The organism is Paenibacillus sp. 22594, from assembly GCF_052044425.1.
In the GTDB taxonomy this organism is placed as follows: domain Bacteria; phylum Bacillota; class Bacilli; order Paenibacillales; family Paenibacillaceae; genus Paenibacillus_AQ.
Genome location: NZ_JBQENA010000002.1, coordinates 486,971 through 506,533 on the forward strand (window position 1 = coordinate 486,971; position 19,563 = coordinate 506,533).

The 19,563-nt window shown below is 46.7% G+C and carries 15 protein-coding genes; 14 read left to right on the forward strand and 1 reads right to left on the reverse strand.

All coding sequences use genetic code 11. The annotated features are described in order from the left end of the window. The first annotated feature begins 197 nt into the window (after positions 1 to 197). Positions 198 to 806 (forward strand): cysteine peptidase family C39 domain-containing protein, encoded by a 609-nt coding sequence (locus ACTJKB_RS08925; protein WP_440833340.1) that lies wholly within the window; start codon positions 198 to 200, stop codon positions 804 to 806. Next, a complete protein-coding gene (locus ACTJKB_RS08930; protein ID WP_440833342.1) occupies positions 806 to 1,297 on the forward strand; it encodes an NUDIX hydrolase in 492 nt (163 codons plus the stop codon). Before ACTJKB_RS08925 ends, ACTJKB_RS08930 begins: the two co-directional genes overlap by 1 nt. 112 nt (positions 1,298 to 1,409) lie before the next feature. Here the strand turns inward: ACTJKB_RS08930 and ACTJKB_RS08935 are convergent, their stop codons facing one another. Continuing rightward, a complete protein-coding gene (locus ACTJKB_RS08935; RefSeq protein WP_220101580.1) occupies positions 1,410 to 2,129 on the reverse strand; it encodes a Crp/Fnr family transcriptional regulator in 720 nt (239 codons plus the stop codon). Positions 2,130 to 2,569: 440 nt separating this feature from the next. Between ACTJKB_RS08935 and ACTJKB_RS08940 the strand changes: the two genes are divergently transcribed. The 12 genes from ACTJKB_RS08940 to ACTJKB_RS08995 all read left to right on the forward strand — a co-directional run bounded on the left by ACTJKB_RS08940 (position 2,570) and on the right by ACTJKB_RS08995 (position 19,492). Next, positions 2,570 to 3,367, forward strand: coding sequence for an alpha/beta hydrolase (locus tag ACTJKB_RS08940; RefSeq protein WP_440833344.1), 798 nt, complete (start codon positions 2,570 to 2,572; stop codon positions 3,365 to 3,367). 249 nt (positions 3,368 to 3,616) lie between these two features. Further along, complete coding sequence (locus ACTJKB_RS08945) at positions 3,617 to 3,943, forward strand: accessory gene regulator B family protein (protein ID WP_440833875.1); 327 nt, start codon at positions 3,617 to 3,619, stop codon at positions 3,941 to 3,943. Positions 3,944 to 4,062: 119 nt separating this feature from the next. Continuing rightward, complete coding sequence (locus ACTJKB_RS08950) at positions 4,063 to 4,458, forward strand: LytTR family transcriptional regulator DNA-binding domain-containing protein (protein ID WP_440833346.1); 396 nt, start codon at positions 4,063 to 4,065, stop codon at positions 4,456 to 4,458. 371 nt (positions 4,459 to 4,829) lie between these two features. Beyond that, positions 4,830 to 6,623, forward strand: a complete 1,794-nt coding sequence (locus ACTJKB_RS08955; protein ID WP_440833347.1) for a cache domain-containing sensor histidine kinase — start codon at positions 4,830 to 4,832, stop codon at positions 6,621 to 6,623. A 15-nt stretch (positions 6,624 to 6,638) separates the two neighbouring features. Continuing rightward, complete coding sequence (locus tag ACTJKB_RS08960) at positions 6,639 to 7,967, forward strand: response regulator transcription factor (protein ID WP_440833349.1); 1,329 nt, start codon at positions 6,639 to 6,641, stop codon at positions 7,965 to 7,967. A 114-nt stretch (positions 7,968 to 8,081) separates the two neighbouring features. Beyond that, positions 8,082 to 9,005: a carbohydrate ABC transporter permease gene (locus ACTJKB_RS08965; RefSeq protein WP_440833350.1), complete on the forward strand. Its 924-nt coding sequence runs from the start codon at positions 8,082 to 8,084 to the stop codon at positions 9,003 to 9,005. 1 nt (position 9,006) lies between these two features. Then, complete coding sequence (locus tag ACTJKB_RS08970; RefSeq protein ID WP_440833351.1) at positions 9,007 to 9,879, forward strand: carbohydrate ABC transporter permease; 873 nt, start codon at positions 9,007 to 9,009, stop codon at positions 9,877 to 9,879. Positions 9,880 to 10,011: 132 nt separating this feature from the next. Next, entirely contained in the window at positions 10,012 to 11,478 is a 1,467-nt protein-coding gene (locus ACTJKB_RS08975; RefSeq protein WP_440833353.1) for an ABC transporter substrate-binding protein, read from the forward strand. A 345-nt stretch (positions 11,479 to 11,823) separates the two neighbouring features. Beyond that, positions 11,824 to 14,445, forward strand: a complete 2,622-nt coding sequence (gene adhE / locus ACTJKB_RS08980; RefSeq protein WP_440833355.1) for a bifunctional acetaldehyde-CoA/alcohol dehydrogenase — start codon at positions 11,824 to 11,826, stop codon at positions 14,443 to 14,445. A 262-nt stretch (positions 14,446 to 14,707) separates the two neighbouring features. Beyond that, positions 14,708 to 16,969, forward strand: coding sequence for a formate C-acetyltransferase (gene pflB / locus ACTJKB_RS08985; RefSeq protein WP_440833357.1), 2,262 nt, complete (start codon positions 14,708 to 14,710; stop codon positions 16,967 to 16,969). Between the two features lie 130 nt (positions 16,970 to 17,099). Beyond that, positions 17,100 to 17,837, forward strand: a complete 738-nt coding sequence (pflA, locus tag ACTJKB_RS08990) for a pyruvate formate-lyase-activating protein (RefSeq protein WP_440833359.1) — start codon at positions 17,100 to 17,102, stop codon at positions 17,835 to 17,837. Between the two features lie 251 nt (positions 17,838 to 18,088). Then, positions 18,089 to 19,492 (forward strand): extracellular solute-binding protein, encoded by a 1,404-nt coding sequence (locus ACTJKB_RS08995; RefSeq protein ID WP_440833361.1) that lies wholly within the window; start codon positions 18,089 to 18,091, stop codon positions 19,490 to 19,492. The last annotated feature ends 71 nt before the right edge of the window (positions 19,493 to 19,563 follow it).

Sequence of the window (19,563 nt, forward strand, 5' to 3'; positions counted from 1 at the left end):
TGACTGCAGGGCTTTTTTGCATAGTGCGTGCCTAGAGGCACGCATTATTTATATGGTGAAAGTCCAACCAAAGGAGGGGCCAAGCCACCTTTGTACGGTTGCCTTGTTGCAAATGGGCAGATTTACGCTAATCCTTGCAGGAATATACGCTTAACTTTACGAATAAATCAAATATAGAAATTTATAGGAGGAATACAATGGGGTTTATTCTTATTCCGCCAATAGCAATAGGTATATGCCTGGCTGGTTTAGTTTTATATTATTTTGTTCTCCCGAGTAAGGACTTCATCTCGACCAACGCGATTCCGAATTCGTATGTTATCCAATCCTCGAATAGGATGGACATTCAGCATAATTATGAATGCGCCGCATTTTCGAGCGCATACATCATGAGACATTTTGGGATGGAGTCGGATGGCAACAAGCTTTATAAAGACTACCCTAGAAAGTTGTATGATGGAACGGTTACGCCTAAGGGCATTCTCTTGTTCTTTAAGAAGCTTGGTTATGCCGCTTTTTTTTGCTCAGGGAATGTTGATACCTTAAAGAAACAAGTGAATCTAGGCATTCCGGTCATTGCGTTTATACGGGTTTTACCTGACCAAAGGTATTTGCATTTTGTACCAGTCGTTGGTTATGATGACGAATATTTTTACTTGGCAGACTCTTTGGAACACACCATTAACTGTAATGAAACCTGCTATAACCGAAAAGTATTCATCCGCGATTTTGAGACATTATGGAAGACATGGGTACCGTTTTGTAAAAATACATATATCGTGATACGCCAGGGAGTGAATCCGTGATGAGGAGCTTTAATCATTTTGGGGTATACGGAATTTGTGTGAATGACGGGAAACTTCTGGTCATACGTAAAGGAAGAGGCCCTTATACAGGGAGGTTTGATCTGCCTGGGGGCAGACTGGAGGAGAATGAGTCCCTGCTGGAAGGATTGGTACGGGAGTTTATGGAGGAGACTGGGCTTCCAGTGACGGTGGAACGAAATCTGGGGACATTTGATTGGTTTGTCCGCTATCAGGAGGATACCTTTACCCACATGCATCATATAGCCGCTCTCTATACCGTAGGAATTGCCGGTGATGCAGTAGCTTCAGGGATTACGGAGTTTGCTGAACAGGATTCACTGGGAACGGAGTGGGTGGAGTTGCCGGCAATTACACTGGATTCGGCTTCGCCTGTGACGTTAGCGGCGGTTGCATGGGTGAATGAAGGCTCTTTGCCTCGGGAGGCTGGATTTTTTGATGACTGGGAAGTGAAAAATCTACCTTTAACATGAAAAAAAGACGCCGGACAAGGCGCCTTTGACCACTCTATTAATTGATGCAGCATTTCATTTCCGGGTCATATATGTTTCAATGAGGTGAATAGAGGGTATTATTATTAGGAAATTAAATGCGGCATATTTCGTTAGGACATAATTCACAGTGGCAGATGTCTTGAAGCATCGTAAGATCCTTGATGACGATCATGCCATTCTCATATTCTACAGCATCTTTTTTACGCAGATCGCTCAGCATCCGGTTGACGCTCTCACGAGTTGCGCCGATCATGTTGGAGAGATCCGTATGCGTAATTTTTTTGTTGATCAAAATGCTGTCCCCGGTCTTCTCGCCGTAGGTATTACCCAGTCGAATCAGCGTGGAGCAGAGTGCGCCAGGCTTGCCGTACATCATCAGATCACGGAATTTCGTCTGCGTGAGACGGTGATGGATACCCATCCATTTCATAAAGTCGATAGCAAAATCACAATGCTGGCAGATCAGAATCTCCAGATCCTTCTGCTCGATAACGCCAACTTCACTTTCTTCAATCACTTCGGCAGTGAAGCTGTGCTTGGTGCTGAAGAAGGGATCAGCCTGACCTACCATGTCGCCGGCCTGATACATATACAGAATGAGTTCTTTGCCTTCGTCAGTTGATTTGGTTAGTTTCACACGTCCACGTTTGATATAAAACAATTTATCCGAGTAGTCGCCTTCCCAGAACAAGTGAGAGCCCTCAGGTACCATACGCTCTTTCATTGTAACCAGAAGCCGGTTAAAGTTCTGTTCGGAGAAACAGTTTGTATTGCCGTGGGCTTCGATAACATTATAATGTTCCTTTATCATAATCGACATCCCCTTTATTCCCTCAGTTTTTCAGTAAATTTTAAATTAATTATACATTGAAATCCCTCTTTATGGGTGGAAATTTTCGTGAAAAAGTGTCGAATTTTTAACATTGTGATAATTTTCACTTCAAAGGTGTGAGATTTAATATGATTTTCGCCTGAACTAAGGATTAAAGTCATAAATAAGCACTTTATTATAGCAGTGGTCACCTATTATGCACAGATAATGGGAAAAGCTGCTATTTTTCTTTTTTTGCAAGCTTGATTTTTTCAGCTTTTTTGATCATAACGCAACCTGCAGCTTCTTTTCAACTTCGTAATCAGATTTTGTTGTGACAGGATTGCATCAACTGTAAGACCTTGATAGACTTGTTGCAGGGAAAGAAAGCGATTTCCTGAATGAATCTATCCTATTGAAAGAAAGCTTGAGGGATGAAGATGGAAACATTATTGTTATGGCCGGAGGGGGCACCCGGAGCACTGGGAACAAGTGATGAGGATTGTCCGGCAATTATACCTTATCTGGTGGAAGGTCAGAAGAATGCCGCTGTGATCGTCTGTCCGGGCGGCGCCTATGCCATGCGGGCGGATCATGAAGGCGGACCGGTTGCAGAATGGCTGAACACGCTGGGGATATCAGCCTTTGTGCTGCGTTACCGGGTAGCACCTTATGGTTATCCGCATGCACTGAATGATGCTCAGCGTGCGCTCCGCACGATCCGTTACCGTGCTGATGAGTTTGGAATTGATCCCGGCAGATTAGGTATCCTGGGATTTTCGGCAGGCGGACACTTAGCTTCTGCTGCCGGTGTTTTATTCGATGCTGGGGATGAAGCTGCTTCAGAGTCTCTGGAGCGCCAGTCCAGCCGCCCGGATCTGCTGATCCTCTGTTATCCGGTAATATCCATGGCAGAAGGTGTGACCCACCAGGGCTCAAAAGAAAATCAGCTGGGAAGCAATCCGGATCCGGAGCTGGCTGAACGACTTAGCAGTGAACTTCAGGTCACGGCAGCAACACCGCCTGCCTTCCTGTGGCATACCTCGGATGATGAGGCAGTACCGGTGGAGAACAGCCTGCAATTCGCCGCTGCGTTAAGCCGCCATCATATTCCGTTTGATCTTCATGTATACGCACATGGTGAGCATGGGCTTGGTCTGGCTGGCGATAAGCCCCACACCCGAGGCTGGACGGAGGCATGCGCCTCCTGGCTTACCTTGAATGGATATTGCAAGTAGCAGGAAAAGAAGCCTTTCATGAGCCGTTCGGTTCTATGGAAGGCTTCTTCCGTATGTTCTATATCTTCCTGTATATTACCAAATTCAACTATACTGCTGGTAAAATATGCAATATAATGGAAAAAGATATTTTGGAAAAATGTCGCCTGTGATGCCTTTTTTCATGGGGGTCGGCGGGTTTATGTTTTTCTCGACTGTTGAGGGTGTAGGGATTTTTACCCTGATGATGTCGTTCTTCAGGTAGGAGAGATAGCCACTATTCTGATCTTGTTCGCACTTCTTGGCCAGTTGACCGGAGGCATGCATCTGAAATCCAATATGCAATGCGCAGTAGCGTCCACCATTCTTTTTACAGGCATTTCGCTGCATGCGATGGGGCAGATGTGGACCATTTCTGCAACAATGGCAGCTATCCTTATCATCTTTTTTATTGCTCCGTCCAAATATTATCCTTATATGAAGCTGGCAGCGATTCTGCTTGACGCATCCAACTTTCTACTATTATCACCGGCTTTGGCATTCAGCTTTTTGGCCCAGAGCATTACACTGGTGCTGGGAAAGGGGGTGAGATCTTGAATCTGGTAGCAAATGTACTGACCAAAGTTGCGAGTGCTACAGTAGGCACAAATAGCTTCTTGTTTTTTTCAAAGGCAACATTCCGGCTGAACTGTTAAAAAAATAAACAAGAAGGCAGGTTGATTCCATTGAGAGCGTTATCCGTTACCGAAACCGCTGACGGATCTACCGGGATCATCGCTGTTTACTTCGAACACATCTTGTTTCTTAAGTGCAATTCCAACGAATCACAGTCTATCCTGGTACATACAAGGGAAGGCATATACTACATCATGGGACCCTTGCGGTACTGGGTGAACGCGCTTAACAGCACCGGATGCATTTATAGCATCGTAGATCGGGGAACGGCGGTCAACATTCATAACGTGGCACGTCTGGACAGGACCTTCAAGGTTGCTTATTTTGATGATGTGAGCAGCCGGAACTCCCTTAGCTGCACGATTGCCTATCATCGTTACAGACTTGTTGAACAAGAACTGACCCGAATGAATCCAAACATCATCGTTGCCAGATGATTATGCAAGGGGACTGTCCGATGACGGTTCCTTTTTTTTGTTTCTCTGCCGCGCCCAACCCCACAATTTTTTCGGTTTTCTGGGTTTGGGAACTGTGGTGATGAAGACGCGGAGTGGAGGTTTGGAGCTGGAGAAACGCCAGTGGTCGCCTTTATCCCGGATTTCTACAACTAGTGGTGTAGTTTCAATCAGGAATTCGGGGGATAACAGCGATCGTAAGCCCAAACGCTCCGCGCAGCGTCGCCCCTATCACCACTGCTCCCCCCTGCAAACCGGGAAAATTGCATATAAATGAACATCATTTCCTTTGAAATAAACCTGTGTAAGCGCTTATCCGTTTGATATATTATTGAAACTGGAGGTGTATCCAGATGTTGTCTGCTTTTATCAAGCCAATTGTCAGGCTGAACGTCAAGCAGCAGCTGATCCTGCTGTTTCTAATTATGATCTCGCCTATCCTGATCCTTAACAGCTACGGCAACTACAAGGCTGAGGAAATCCTCAAGCGTCATGTGACAAATGCTTATGTGGAGCTGAACAAACAGAATTTTGCGATTATTAACAGAGATATAGATACAGTGAACAAAATCACCACCACGATCATCCAGAATCCGATTCTGCAGCAGCTGCATGTGAGCGGCGACGAACCTGTTCTGGACCGGGTGGAGCGCTATGAAACGATAGAAAAGCTGCTCGGCAGTTATTCGCAGGGAGCCGAGCGCGGCGATGGGATTTATTACTCGCTGTACGTGTACGACCCGGATAATTATTATTTTTTTGCCCCTAATTTTCCACAGGTGAAGAAGGCCGGGGTTTATTTTTTCTCCAAGGGAGAGAAGCCTTACTGGTTTGACCAGGTGGTTCAGCAAAAGGGCCAGGGCTATTTATTGTTCACGGAGAAGCTGAGTCCGCAGGCAGAGAATCTGAAGACGCTGACTTACGTCCGTGCGGTCAATAACATTTACAGGGGGGCGGGTACCGTCGGCGTGCTGGTTGTCACTAAGATGGAATCCAAAATCGGCGAGTCCCTGAAATCCATTTCGTTGCCTGAAGGTGAAATCTATTTAACCGATATGAACAACCGCGTGCTGGCTTCTACCACCAATGCCACAGGGGAAGTTATCGGCCTGCCGGAGGGGGCTGATCCCGGTGATCCGGAAGGAACAGAGGACATGATCACGGATGACTTTATCTATGTGGTGAACAACAATCATGCCTTCGCCCAAAAACTGATCTACAAGGTTCCGGTTCAAGCGCTGCTCCAGCAGCAGAAGGAAATGAAGCGGGTGATTCAATACATAACGGTTGCCTACGCGCTCTTTGGATTGATTATCATCACTTATTTCTGGCGTTCTCTAATGACTCCTCTGCAAAAGCTGGCTTTTTTTGTGCGCAAATACGAGCCGGGCAACCGTGTACCGGAGACGCCGCAAAGAGGGACAAATGATGAAGTCAGTGTGCTCATCGCTTCCACCTATGATATGGCCCGCAGGCTGAACAGTCTTATTATGTACAAATACCAGATGGAGCTGAAGCAGAAGGAATCACAGCTGCAGCTGCTTTATCAGCAGATCAATCCGCATTTGCTGTATAACACTCTGGAGAGCATCTATTGGAAAAGCTCGCTGGAAGGCAATGTGGAATCCGCGGAAATGATCAAGGAGCTGTCCAAGCTGATGAAGATCAGCTTAAGCCGGGGCCGGGAACTGATTACGCTGGAGGAGGAGCTGGAGCATGCCAGCGCCTACATCAAGCTGCAGCAGCACCGGTATGATTATGTGTTCACCGTCATTTGGAACATTGCCCCGGAGACCAAGGTCAATCTCATTCCCAAAATCACCCTTCAGCCCCTCATCGAAAATGCGATCATCCACGGAGTGAAAAATATGGATGAGGACGGGGAGATCATCATCACCTCGATTCTACAAGAGGATACCATTCTAATTACTATAGAAGATAATGGTTACAAACAGGTGGATTACAAGGCCATTGAGCAGGTGCTGAATGATGTGAGCCCCCATCCGGTCAGCGGTTATGGCATCCGTAACATCAATCAGCGTGTGCATCTGCATTTTGGCCCGCATTATGGGATCAGCTATGCTCCCCGCAAGTGGGGAGGGACCGTCGTAATGGTTAAACTTCCGAAGTCGGAGAATCAAGAATGAAAGGTGGCCTCTTATATGTTCAATATTTTGGTTGTAGACGATGAACCGCTGATTTGCAAAGGGCTCAGCAGTCTGCTGGCCTCTTCGGGGCTGGAGATCGATCGTATTTATACCGCGAACAGCGGTTTTGAAGCGCTGGACTGTATCCGTATGGAGGATGTGGATCTGCTGGTGACCGATATCCAGATGGGGGCGATGAGCGGGATTGAGCTGATGCAGCATGCGAAGCTGGCCAAACCTTGGGTGCAGACGATCATCATATCTGCACACGAGACGTTTCAATATGCCCAGATGGCTGTCCGCCTGGGGGCGAAGGATTATTTAATCAAGCCGCTGAACAGCGAGCATTTTCTGGATTCGGTTCGGAGTGTGCTGCTCAAAATGGATAAGCCTTCTCCAGAGCTTGCGACCTTCATGGCCGGAATCGGGGAGAGCTTTCGTCTGGAGGAGCCGTTGCCCGAATACAGCAAGCTGCTGAATACGCTGATTCAAGAGCCTAGCTCAGTGCTGGGTGAAGAAGAGACGCTGCGGAAGCTGGATGAACTGAAGCTTCGGGGTCCTTTTTTCTCCGTGATCAAGATTAAGCTGCCGCTGCCTGAAGAGAATAAGGTGCAAAAATATACCTCCCGTGACCGGGAGCTTCTGCGTTATGCCGCGCTTAATATTGCCAAGGAGCTGCTTGATCAGGAGTGGAGCACCGTAGCCTTTTATTCTCCTGAGGAAGAGATCACCGTCATTATCCAGTGGGATGAGAAAAACTATGAGGAGTCAGCAACGGGCCAGATCAACCGGCTGGATGTACTTGGGCGCAGTCTGCATATAAATATCCACAAGTATCTGCACCTGAACGCCGTGATCGGCATCAGTCAGATCCTCAAAGGCCTATCATTCATGGATGTGCTGAACCGGCAGGCCGCAAAGGCTATTCAGTGGAACAAGGAACACTCGGATCATTTTGTATTTTATTATGGAGATTTCAACTGGAGCAGCTATGCCGCCGACCCGTCACCCGAGGACATCTATACGCACAGTAACCTGATTGTGCAGAAGGCCAAGGCGTATATCGACGAGAATTATGCCCAGAAAGGCTTAACGATCCATGAGGTGGCCAAAAAAAACCACGTAAGCCCCAACTATCTAAGCTATCTTTTCAAAAAAAACACAGGCCATAACCTATGGGAATACGTGATCAAGCTGCGGATGGAGGAGAGCCGGGAGATGATTCTGAGTACGGATTTGCGCCGTTACGAGATCGCGGAGCGGGTCGGGTATGAATCGCCGGAGCATTTCAGCAAGATTTTCAAAAAATATTATGGTATCAGTCCCAGCGAGCTGAAGAAGTAAGAACGCTTACGATTGCGGTAGATATAGACATGTTAAGTCCCCGGCTCCTTTCCTACAATTAATGCAGACAGTACTTGATGAAGTGCTGACAGACGAAAGGAATGAGGGAGCCAGATGAACCAAACCGCTGCAATCCGTGAGACGATACCGGTGAAACCTGAGCGTAAACCGTACAAACAGAACCGGTGGAAAAAAAACTTTTGGGGATATATGTTTCTTGTACCCGCCATCGCTATATTTATTTTGTTCATGTGGGTTCCCATATTTAAAGGCTTTATGTACAGCTTCTATACCGTGGACTTTGTGAAGGGCAATACCTTTGTTGGCCTCGACAATTATTCCAGAGCGCTTACGGACCCCGATGTGCGGATTGCCGTGAAGAACACCCTCTATTACATGATGCTCTGTCTCGTGATCGGTTTTTGGGTACCGATTGCCTTTGCGGTCGCTATTTCAGAGCTACGGAAGTTCGGAGGCTTGGTGCGTGTGGCGGCCTATCTGCCATTTGTGCTGCCGGCTGTAGTGTTGTACGGCTTGTGGAGATGGCTCTATGATCCGGTCGGACCGATTAACGCTTTGCTGCGCACGATAGGAGCGGATCAAATCCCGTTTCTGACGGACAGCAGGTGGTCCATGATCTCACTTGTCTTTATGGAAACCTGGCAGCAGTTCGGGTCGGGGATGCTGATCTATCTGGCCGCTGTGCTTAGTATTCCGCGTGACTGGTACGAAGCCGCTGAAATTGACGGTGCTGGCGTGTGGGCCCGTATACGCCATATTACATTGCCGTCTTTGCGTAACCTCATTGTCCTGATGCTGATCCTGCAGATTATTGCCACCTCGCAAGGATACCAGTCGCAGCTTGCTTTGCTTGATGGAGGGCCGAACAATACGACACTGACCTATGCGCTGCTGATTGTGAAGTATGCTTTTACCCGGCTCGATTATGGAACGGCGACGGCGCTCGGCATGCTGATGTTTGTGGTCCTGGGCGGTTTGGGCATTCTGCAGTTCAGGCTGAACAAGGAGGACAACTAGCATGAAGAGCGCGGACAGAGGCATCCTCTCCGAACATGATTTGAAAAAAACAAGCAATAAATTCGTCTACGGAATTATGGTCTTCTTCATCCTGGTCATGGTCTTTACCATGCTCTATCCGATCCTGATGACGATGTTCAATGGGCTCAAATCCAACGCTGAGGTCAATTCATTCCCGCCGCATTTTTTTCCGCAGGAGTGGCATTTCAGCAATTTGAAGGATGCGCTGAATTATATTGATCTACTGATGTTCCTCAGGAACACATTGTATATTTTTGTGGGGAATATGATCGTGACGCTGATTGTGCTGGGTTTGGCTTCCTTCAGCATTTCGCGGATGAACGTGCCGTACCGTAAGGTCTTTTACTTCTTCTTCCTGATGACTTTGTTTATCCCGGCGACCAGTTACATGATTCCAAACTTCGTGAATCTCAAGGAGCTTGGACTGCTGAACCAATATGCGGCGTTCTGGCTGCCAGCGGGGGCTAACACGTTCTACTTTCTGCTCCTGAAGAACTTTTTTGATGGAATTCATCCGGAGATTTTCGAAGCTGCACGGATAGACGGGGCCTCGGAGCCCCGCAGCTTTTTTTCGATTGCGGTCCCGCTGTCGGTTCCCATCTTTGCCACACTGGCGATCTTCATCTTCTCTACCGCCTGGAATGACTGGTTCTGGCCGTCCCTTGTCATGCACACTGAGGATAAATACACACTCGCCACAGCGATTTATAAATATGTTATCGCCGTCAAGGCGCTCAATACCAATATCAAGTTCGCGATTCTTTTTCTGGTCTCTCTGCCGCCGATTCTCGTGTTCCTGCTGTTTCAGAAATTCATTATGCGCGGTGTGTCTTTGTCGGCAGTCAAGGGATAGAAAAGGATGGGGCCAGAGCGGCTTAGATCGTATACCTGCACCTGAAAGGAATATAAATACACCTCGTTTGGAAACGATTTCTCTCTTAAGATGAATCTGTAAGCTTACTATGAATGGAAAAGGGGAGTTTCAATGCGTAAATTTTCCAGCGTCCTGGCCTGTCTGCTTGTGACAGGATCGTTGTTATCCGCCTGCGGCGGCAATAATAACAACAATAGCGCCAAGGGAACAAATGGTGGAGAAGCATCACCGGCGGCAACAGATAAAGCCGCAGACAACAGCAGCGCAGCTACCAATGCACCGGCAGATGATATTACCCAGCGCAAAGTCACCATTAAGATCCACTATCCTACACCGGACCTGACGGAAGTACGGGCCCAGGAGGATGACAAGATCAAGAGGTTCCAGGCGGAATATCCGAATGTAGAGATCGTCAAGGACGACTGGCAGTACAACGTAAGCGAAATCGGTGTGAAAATGGCTGCGAACGAAGCCCCGACTTTTTTCAATACGTATGCGACAGAAGCGAAATTTCTGGTTGAAAAGGGCTGGGTTGCTGACATAACCGAACTCTGGAATAAATACGAGTACAAGGACCAGATCAACCCCGTACTACAGAACCAGTTCATTATTGACGGCAAGGTCTATGGCATCACCCAAAAAGGCTATGTCACCACTACGATGATCAATAAGAAGATGCTCGACAATAAGGGTGTAGCTGTTCCGGCCATGGACTGGACCTGGGATGACATGCTGAACACCGCCAAAGGAGTGGCAGATCCCAAAAAAGGCATCTCTGGAATTGCTCCAATGGGTAAAGGTAATGAAGCAGGCTGGAACTGGACCAACTTCCTGTTTGAAGCCGGCGGCGAAATCCAGAAGATTGACGGTGGGAAGGTTGTGGCTACCTTTAACTCTGATGCGGGTGTGAAGGCGCTGGACTTCTATAAGAAGCTGAGATGGGAAGCAAACGCTATTCCCCAGGACTGGGCACTGGGCTGGGGCGACGCCGTAGGCGCGTTTCAACAGGGGCGCACAGCGATGGTTATGGCTGGTTCGGACGGTGTGATCGAGCAAGCCCTGAACCAGGGTGGTTTGAAACCGGAGGATGTGCTCACTTATCCAATGCCTGCTGCGGAAAAAGGCGGCAAGCACACGGGTGTGCTCGGCGGCGACTATCTGGTCATCAACCCGAATGCTACCAAAGATGAGCAGGAGATGGCTTTCCGCTACATTACTTTCGATTACTTCTCTGACAAAGGTCTTGAGGCACTGGATGCCATTCTGCAGCAACGCAAAGCCGACGGCAAATACTTTATCCCGCCGCTTCTGGACTACTATGCCGCTGATTCTGATTTTGGCAAAAAAACCAAAGCAGTCTATGACAAGTACGATATTGTCTATCAATATAACCCGGATATTATGGCATTGCTGGATGGAAAGCCTGAAGCGCAATATAATACGCAGGACTATTATGCAACAATGTCCAATGTGATTCAGGAGCTCTTCTCCAGAAAAGGCACAGATTCCAAAACCCAGCTTGACGCTGCAGCTAAGACCGTTCAGGAGAAATTCTTTGATACAATTAAGGTAGAGTAGCGCAGGGAGAATGAGTGAAAATATGTAAATAGTGCTATCACTTAAAGGCCGGGAGACTTCCCGGTCTTTTTGCTATTTGATAGAGGCGAAGTATCAGAACAGCTGTTTTTTGAGTGAAGCATGTCAAGTGAAAAAATTCACGTTCGCATAAATGACAAAAACAAAGCGATATTTAAACATAAAATGGGAAATTATCCGAGATATGATCGAATGAAAGCGCTTTGAAAACAAATCAAAAAAAACTTTATACTTTGTGAAAGATTTCACTATACAACCCGTTGTGGAATGTGATAAGATAAGTGTGTAGAGAAAAACAACCTAAAAATTGACAGGAGGACGAGGGAGATGGCAGTTAAGAACGAAGTCGCCGCCCAAGTGAAACAAACCACCGCTGAAGAGTATATTCAGACTTTGGTGGATAAAGCAAAGAAAGCTCAAGAAGCTTATATGGAGCTGGATCAAGAGCAGGTTAACACAATCGTTCATGCAATGGCGTTGGCAGGACTCGACAAGCATATGTACTTGGCAAAGCTGGCTGTAGAAGAAACAGGCCGCGGCGTCTATGAAGACAAAATCACGAAGAACATCTTCGCAACAGAATATATCTGGCACGGCATTAAGTATGACAAAACAGTAGGTGTAGTAGAAGACAATCAATACGAAAGTTTCCAGAAGATTGCTGAACCAGTCGGGATCGTTATGGGGATCACACCGGTAACCAACCCAACATCCACTACGATGTTCAAAGCATTGATCGCCGCTAAGACACGTAACCCTATTATATTTGGTTTCCATCCATCTGCGCAAGAGTGTAGCGCCGCAGCAGCCAAAATTCTCCATGACGCAGCTGTAAAAGCTGGTGCTCCTGAGAACTGCATTCAGTGGATTGAGCTTCCTACGATGGACAAAACAAACGCACTGATGAACAATCCGGACGTTGCACTGATCCTGGCAACAGGCGGTTCGGCAATGGTAAAAGCAGCTTACAGCTGCGGTAAACCAGCTCTTGGCGTAGGTCCTGGTAACGTGCCTGCCTTCATTGAAAAGAGTGCTGATATCGATCAGGCAGTAACCGACCTTATCCTTTCCAAAACATTCGACAATGGTATGATCTGCGCTTCCGAACAAGCAGTTATCATTGAAGAAGCAATCTTTGACCAAGTGAAGAAAAAAATGATCGCTAACGGTTGCTACTTTGTAAATAAAGAAGAAGCTGCCAAGCTGACAAGCGGCGCAATGAACGTAGAAAAATGCGCAGTAAACCCTGCAATTGTAGGTCAATCCGCAGTGAAAATTGCTGAAATGTGCGGAATTCAAGTTCCTGCCGGCACGAAGATTCTGGTAGCTGAGCTTGAAGGCGTAGGCACCAAATATCCGCTGTCCGCTGAAAAATTGAGCCCGGTTCTTGCTTGCTACAAAGTTAAAAACGCAGATCAGGGTATCGAACGCGCAGCACAGATTGTTGAATTTGGCGGTATGGGCCACAGCTCGGCCATCCACTCCAACAACGAAGAAGTGATCATGAAGTTCTCGCACCGTCTGCAAACAGGACGTATTCTCGTCAACTCGCCTTCCACACATGGCGCAATCGGCGATATCTACAATACGAATATCCCTTCACTGACTCTGGGCTGCGGATCTTATGGCCGCAACTCTGTATCGCAGAACGTAACTGCCATCAATCTGATCAACGTGAAAAGGGTGAACCGTCGTACCGTGAATATGCAATGGTTTAAAGTACCTGACAAAATTTACTTCGAAAAGGGATCCACTCAATACCTGGCTAAAATGCCTGACATCACACGGGTAGCTATCATCACTGACCCAATGATGGTTAAACTGGGCTATGTAGAAAGAGTTGAGCACTACCTGCGTCAACGCCAGACTCCAGTAGCGATCGAAGTGTTCTCAGAAGTTGAACCAGATCCATCGACTACTACTGTAGAAAAAGGTACTGCAATGATGAACAGATTCCAACCGGACTGCATCATCGCACTCGGTGGCGGTTCCCCTATGGATGCTGCCAAAGGCATGTGGTTGTTCTACGAACACCCAGACGCTGACTTTAACGGCCTGAAACAGAAATTCATGGATATCCGCAAACGCGTATACAAATTCCCTAAGCTTGGAAACAAAGCGAAATTCGTAGCGATTCCAACTACTTCGGGTACAGGTTCGGAAGTAACTTCTTTCGCGGTTATTACTGACAAAACCACTGCCAACAACACTAAATACCCATTGGCTGATTATGAGCTGACTCCAGACGTAGCTATCATCGATCCTGAGTTTGTATACAGCTTGCCAAAAACAGCTGTAGCCGATACAGGTATGGACGTATTGACTCATGCCATCGAAGCTTACGTTTCCGTAATGGCAAGTGACTACTCGGACGGTCTGGCTATCAAAGCTATCCAATTGGTATTCCAATACCTTGAAAAATCGGCATTGCAAGGCGACAAACTTGCCCGCGAAAAAATGCACAACGCATCTACGCTGGCTGGTATGGCATTTGCCAACGCATTCCTGGGCATTAACCACAGCTTGGCGCACAAATGGGGCGGACAGTATCACACCGCTCACGGCCGCACCAATGCAATTCTGATGCCGCATGTTATCCGCTACAACGCTAAAAAACCTACAAAGTTTGCTTCGTTCCCTAAATATTCGCACTTTGTAGCTGACGAACGTTATGCTGAAATCGCACGGATTCTGGGATTGCCAGCACGTACTACTGAAGAAGGCGTAACAAGCCTGATCAACGCGATTCGCGACATGAACAAAAAACTCGGCATCGAAGAGTCGTTCCAAGCGCTTGGCTTCGATCCTAAGGATTTTGAATCCCGCGTAGACTACTTGGCTGACCGTGCGTTTGAAGACCAATGTACAACTGCCAATCCTAAGCTGCCACTAGTTACTGAACTTGCTGATGTATACCGCAATGCTTTCTACGGCAGATTTGACAACTAATTAACGGTTGCTTAGCAAAGAATGAGTTTATAGGATAATATGGGACTGGATGGAAGTGACAAATATCACCGAAAGAGTGATATTTGTCACAGTCCATTTTCAGAAAATAAACTAAAATGTTTATATAAACAACGGTCCCGGTTATGAAGATGCAATTGTGAATTTTATAACAACCAGATCTTTTTGGGATCACGAGACACGGGATTAACCTTCAAGCCCGCGATCTCTACAAATATACTAAATATAAATGGAGGGATTTAGCATGTCGGTGATTGAAAAAGATGTACAAGAGGTTAAGTCTGGATGGCGCGGTTTTGCAAAAGGCAAATGGTCCAGAAAAGTAAACGTTAATGATTTTATTGAAAAGAACATCAAACCTTATCTTGGCAAGGAAGATTTCCTTGCAGGCCCTACTTACAATACTACTGAACTTTGGAAAATCGTATCTGAAATGACCAAGCAGGAAATTGCTAATGGCGGTGTTCTGGATGTGGATGTTAATACTGTATCCACTATCGTATCGCACAACCCTGGTTATATTGACAAAGACAAAGAACAAATTGTCGGCGTTCAAACAGATGCGCCTTTTAAACGTTCCATTCAACCTTTCGGCGGAATCAAGATGATGATCGATGCTACCAAGGCTTACGGCTTCGAACTTCCGCAAAACATTGTTGAAATGTTCACGAACATCCGCAAAACGCATAACCAAGGCGTATTTGATGCATATACCTCTGAAATGAGAGCTGTTCGTAAAGCAGGTATCATCACTGGTCTTCCTGATGCTTACGGCCGTGGCCGCATTATCGGTGACTACCGTCGTGTAGCTCTTTACGGCATTGACTTCCTGATCAAAGAAAAGAAACAAGACCTTAACAACCTTGAAGTTGATTCCATGACCGAAAGTGTTATTCGTCTTCGTGAAGAAATTTCCGAGCAGATCCGTGCACTTGGCGAATTGAAAAAGATGGCTGAAATGCATGGAATGGATATCTCCAAGCCTGCAAATAATGCTAAAGAAGCTTTTCAATGGGTGTACTTCGGTTACCTGGCTGCTATCAAAGAACAGAACGGCGCTGCAATGTCCCTGGGACGCGTATCCTCTTTCCTTGATATCTATGTAGAACGTGACCTTGCAGAAGGAACACTGACTGAAGAAACAGCACAGGAACTGACTGACCACTTCATCATGAAACTGCGTATCGTGAAGTTCTTGCGTACTCCTGACTACAATGAACTGTTCAGTGGAGACCCAACTTGGGTTACTGAGTCCATTGGTGGTATGTCCGTAGACGGAACTACACGCGTAACCAAGAACAGCTTCCGTTTCCTGCACACCCTGTACAACTTGGGACCAGCTCCAGAGCCGAACCTGACTGTACTGTGGTCTGAAAAATTGCCAGAAGGCTTCAAAAAATTCTGTGCTAAGGTTTCCATCGAAACCAGCTCGATTCAATATGAAAATGATGATTTGATGCGTCCAATCTACGGTGATGACTACGGTATTGCTTGCTGCGTATCCGCAATGCGTATCGGTAAGCAAATGCAGTTCTTCGGAGCTCGTGCCAACCTGGCAAAAGCTTTGCTGTATGCTATCAACGGTGGTGTGGATGAAAAGTCCGGCGTACAGGTAGGACCTGAACTGCCTCGCATCACTTCTGATGTATTGGATTATCAAGAAGTAATGAAACGCTTCAAACCAATGATGGAGTGGTTGGCTAAGACTTACATGAACACACTGAATGTCATCCACTACATGCATGATAAATATTCTTATGAACGTATTGAAATGGCTCTGCACGACCGCGATATCCTGCGGACTATGGCTTGTGGTATTGCTGGTCTGTCCGTTGCGACTGACTCCCTGAGCGCCATTAAATATGCTAAAGTTAAACCTATCCGCAATGAAGAAGGTATTGCCATCGACTTCGAAATCGAAGGTGAATTCCCTTGCTACGGTAACAACGACGATTCCGTTGACAACATTGCTGTAGAACTGGTTGAATCATTCATGACGATGATCCGCAAACACCACGCTTACCGTGATGCTCTGCCAACTCAATCGATCCTGACGATTACTTCTAACGTTGTGTATGGTAAGAAAACTGGTACTACTCCTGATGGACGTAAAAAAGGCGAACCATTCGCTCCAGGTGCCAACCCAATGCACGGACGTGATAAGAAAGGCGCTTTGGCTTCCCTGAGCTCCGTAGCTAAACTGCCGTACGAAGATAGCTTGGATGGTATCTCCAACACCTTCTCCATCGTGCCAAAAGCACTGGGTAAAGAAGAAGAAGGACGTAAATCCAACCTGGTATCGATGCTTGATGGATATTTCGCAAGCAAAGGTCATCACCTGAATGTTAACGTATTTGCCCGCGAACAATTGCTGGATGCTATGGAGCACCCAGAGAACTACCCACAATTGACTATCCGCGTATCCGGCTATGCTGTTAACTTCATCAAGCTGACTCGCGAACAACAAATGGATGTTATCAACCGCACATTCCATGGTGCAATGTAATATACAATCATTTGCTTGAGTTTTAGGTATACAGTGAAATAGCTGCAAGGTGTACCGCCCTTGTCTCAAGGGCGGTACTATCTTGTTTAAGATTGATTAAAATTTTAAGTTTTCGAAAGGATGACATCATATGGCTAATGGACATATACACTCCTTAGAAACCTTTGGAACCGTTGACGGGCCAGGGATTCGTTTTGTCTTGTTCATGCAGGGCTGCCTCTTGAAATGCCAATACTGCCATAATCCCGACACATGGGGTTTGAATGAAGGCAGAGAAATGAGTATTGATGAGGTATTGGCTGAAATTGAGCCTTACCTGAAGTATTACCGCTCCTCTGGCGGCGGTTTGACCGTCTCGGGTGGTGAGCCGACTTTGCAGGCGCATTTTGTGAAACAGCTGTTCACCGAAGTGAAGAAACGCTGGAATTTGCATACTACACTTGATACTAACGGTTACAATGAAGGTGACAAAATCAATGACTTGCTCGAACAAACGGATCTGGTCTTGCTTGATCTGAAGCACATCGATGATGAAGCACATATCAAACTTACCGGTAAGTCCAATGAACGTACACTGAAGCTGGCCCGTTGGCTGTCTGACCATGACCGTAAGATGTGGATCCGCCATGTTTATGTGCCGGGTATTCATGACCGTGAAGAAGACTTGATTAATTTGGGACGCTTCATTGGCACATTGAATGGTGTCGAAAAATTCGAAATTCTCCCCTATCATCAAATGGGTATCTATAAATGGGAAGTACTTGGAAGACCTTATGAGCTTGAGGGAGTGCCTTCACCAACGGAAGAAGAAGTTCAGCGTGCTTACCGGTTGATTGAAGAAGGCCGCAAGCAAACCGCATTAGTCTAATCATTCGCCATACCAAAGCCGATCCAATAGTGTATTTACTGTTGGGGCGGCTTTTTTGTGTAGAATGGACATTTGGGATGTACACCCAAGAAGTTAGGTTACATAACGCTGTTTGATAGATAATAGACATGTTTCCGCTTACATAAGAGGTTTTTATCCCTAGAGTGGATGAATCTTAACCTTACGGTTCCAAACCTTGTTTTCTATAATAAGAAATGTAAGGGAAATCAACATAGGGAGGGTCACCCATAATGAAGAAAAGTGTAACATTGCTATTGTCTCTGCTGTTTGTAAGCTCGGCGATCATGGCTGGCTGCGGTAACAACAACAATTCCGCAGGTAACCAAGGTGAGGCGGCTGCAACGAATGCTGCGAATGCTACGGACGCACCTGCTACCGAGGAACCGGCCAGCAGCGAGCCTTTTGAAATGACTATTCGTCATACGCAAGTAGGTGCCGACAAACAGAAACGCTTGGCTATCCTGGAGGATGTTGTAGGGAAAGTACAGGCAGAAGTGCCGGGACTCACTTTTAAGTTGGATGGTGTAGACTCTGATGTGAACCGCAAGGAGAAGCTGCGGGGTGAAATGGCGGCGGGCAATCCGCCTGAAATTTTTGACCTCTTCGGTAGCCCTGACTCTAAAATATATGCCAAGGAAGGTAAATTGCTCGATCTCACACCGATTCTTGAAGAACTGGGCATCAAAGATAAATTCTCAAATCTCGATCCATTTACGTATGAAGGTAAAATTTACGGGCTGCCGATCGGCGGCTCCGGTGAAGGCTTCTTCTATAATAAAGAATACTATGCGAGCAAGGGCTGGAAGGCTCCTACAACTTTCGCGGAATTAGAACAGCAGCTGGCAGATATCAAAGCCGACGGCAAAGTGCCGCTGGCAGGTGCTTCCAAAGCGGGTTGGGTTCCACTGATGCTGGCGAACCATCTCTGGTCGCGATATGCCGGACCGGATGTTACGGCTAAGTTCGCCACCGGTGAAGCTAAATGGAGTGATCCGAATGTTGTTAAGGGTTTTGCCAAGTATAAGGAATGGGAAGACAAAGGCTACTTCAAAAAAGGCGAGCTTGGTTTTGAATATGCTGAATACACTACCCAGTTCACCAGTGGAGAAGCGATTCTGATGTATGACGGTACATGGAAATCCTCCGTATTCAAGGCAGGTCAATCCGGTGAAGGCCTGATTGGCAAGGTCGGCTTCTTCAATATTCCAGCAGTGGATGGCGGAGTCGGCGATCAGACAGCATTGATGCGTGACGTGAATAACGGTTATGGCTTCTCTGCTACTGCGGGTGAGGACGAACGGCAGCTGGCGGCAGTGAAGTCTTTCATCAAAAATATGTACAATGAGGAAATGCAGCTGCGCGGATTGGTTGAAGACGGTGTACTCCCGGCCATGAAGATTGATCAGGCAGTGTTAACTAAAAATATCACGGATGATCTTATGAGTGAAATTGTAGCTGTTCTGAATAGCTCCGAGTCTTCATTCCCGGCCTTCGACTCTCTGGTACAGGCAGATGTCACTACGGAAATCAGCAATATTCAGATTCAAAAGCTGATCGGCGGTCAAACGACACCTGAGAAAATGGGCGAGGCTCTGCAAAAAGTTCAAGAGGAAGCCAATGCAGCAGTGGAATAAGGTTCGGTGAACAGAATGTGCCCTGGTGCTTGCTCCAGGGTACATTTTTATAAAAATATTAGATCCAGAGC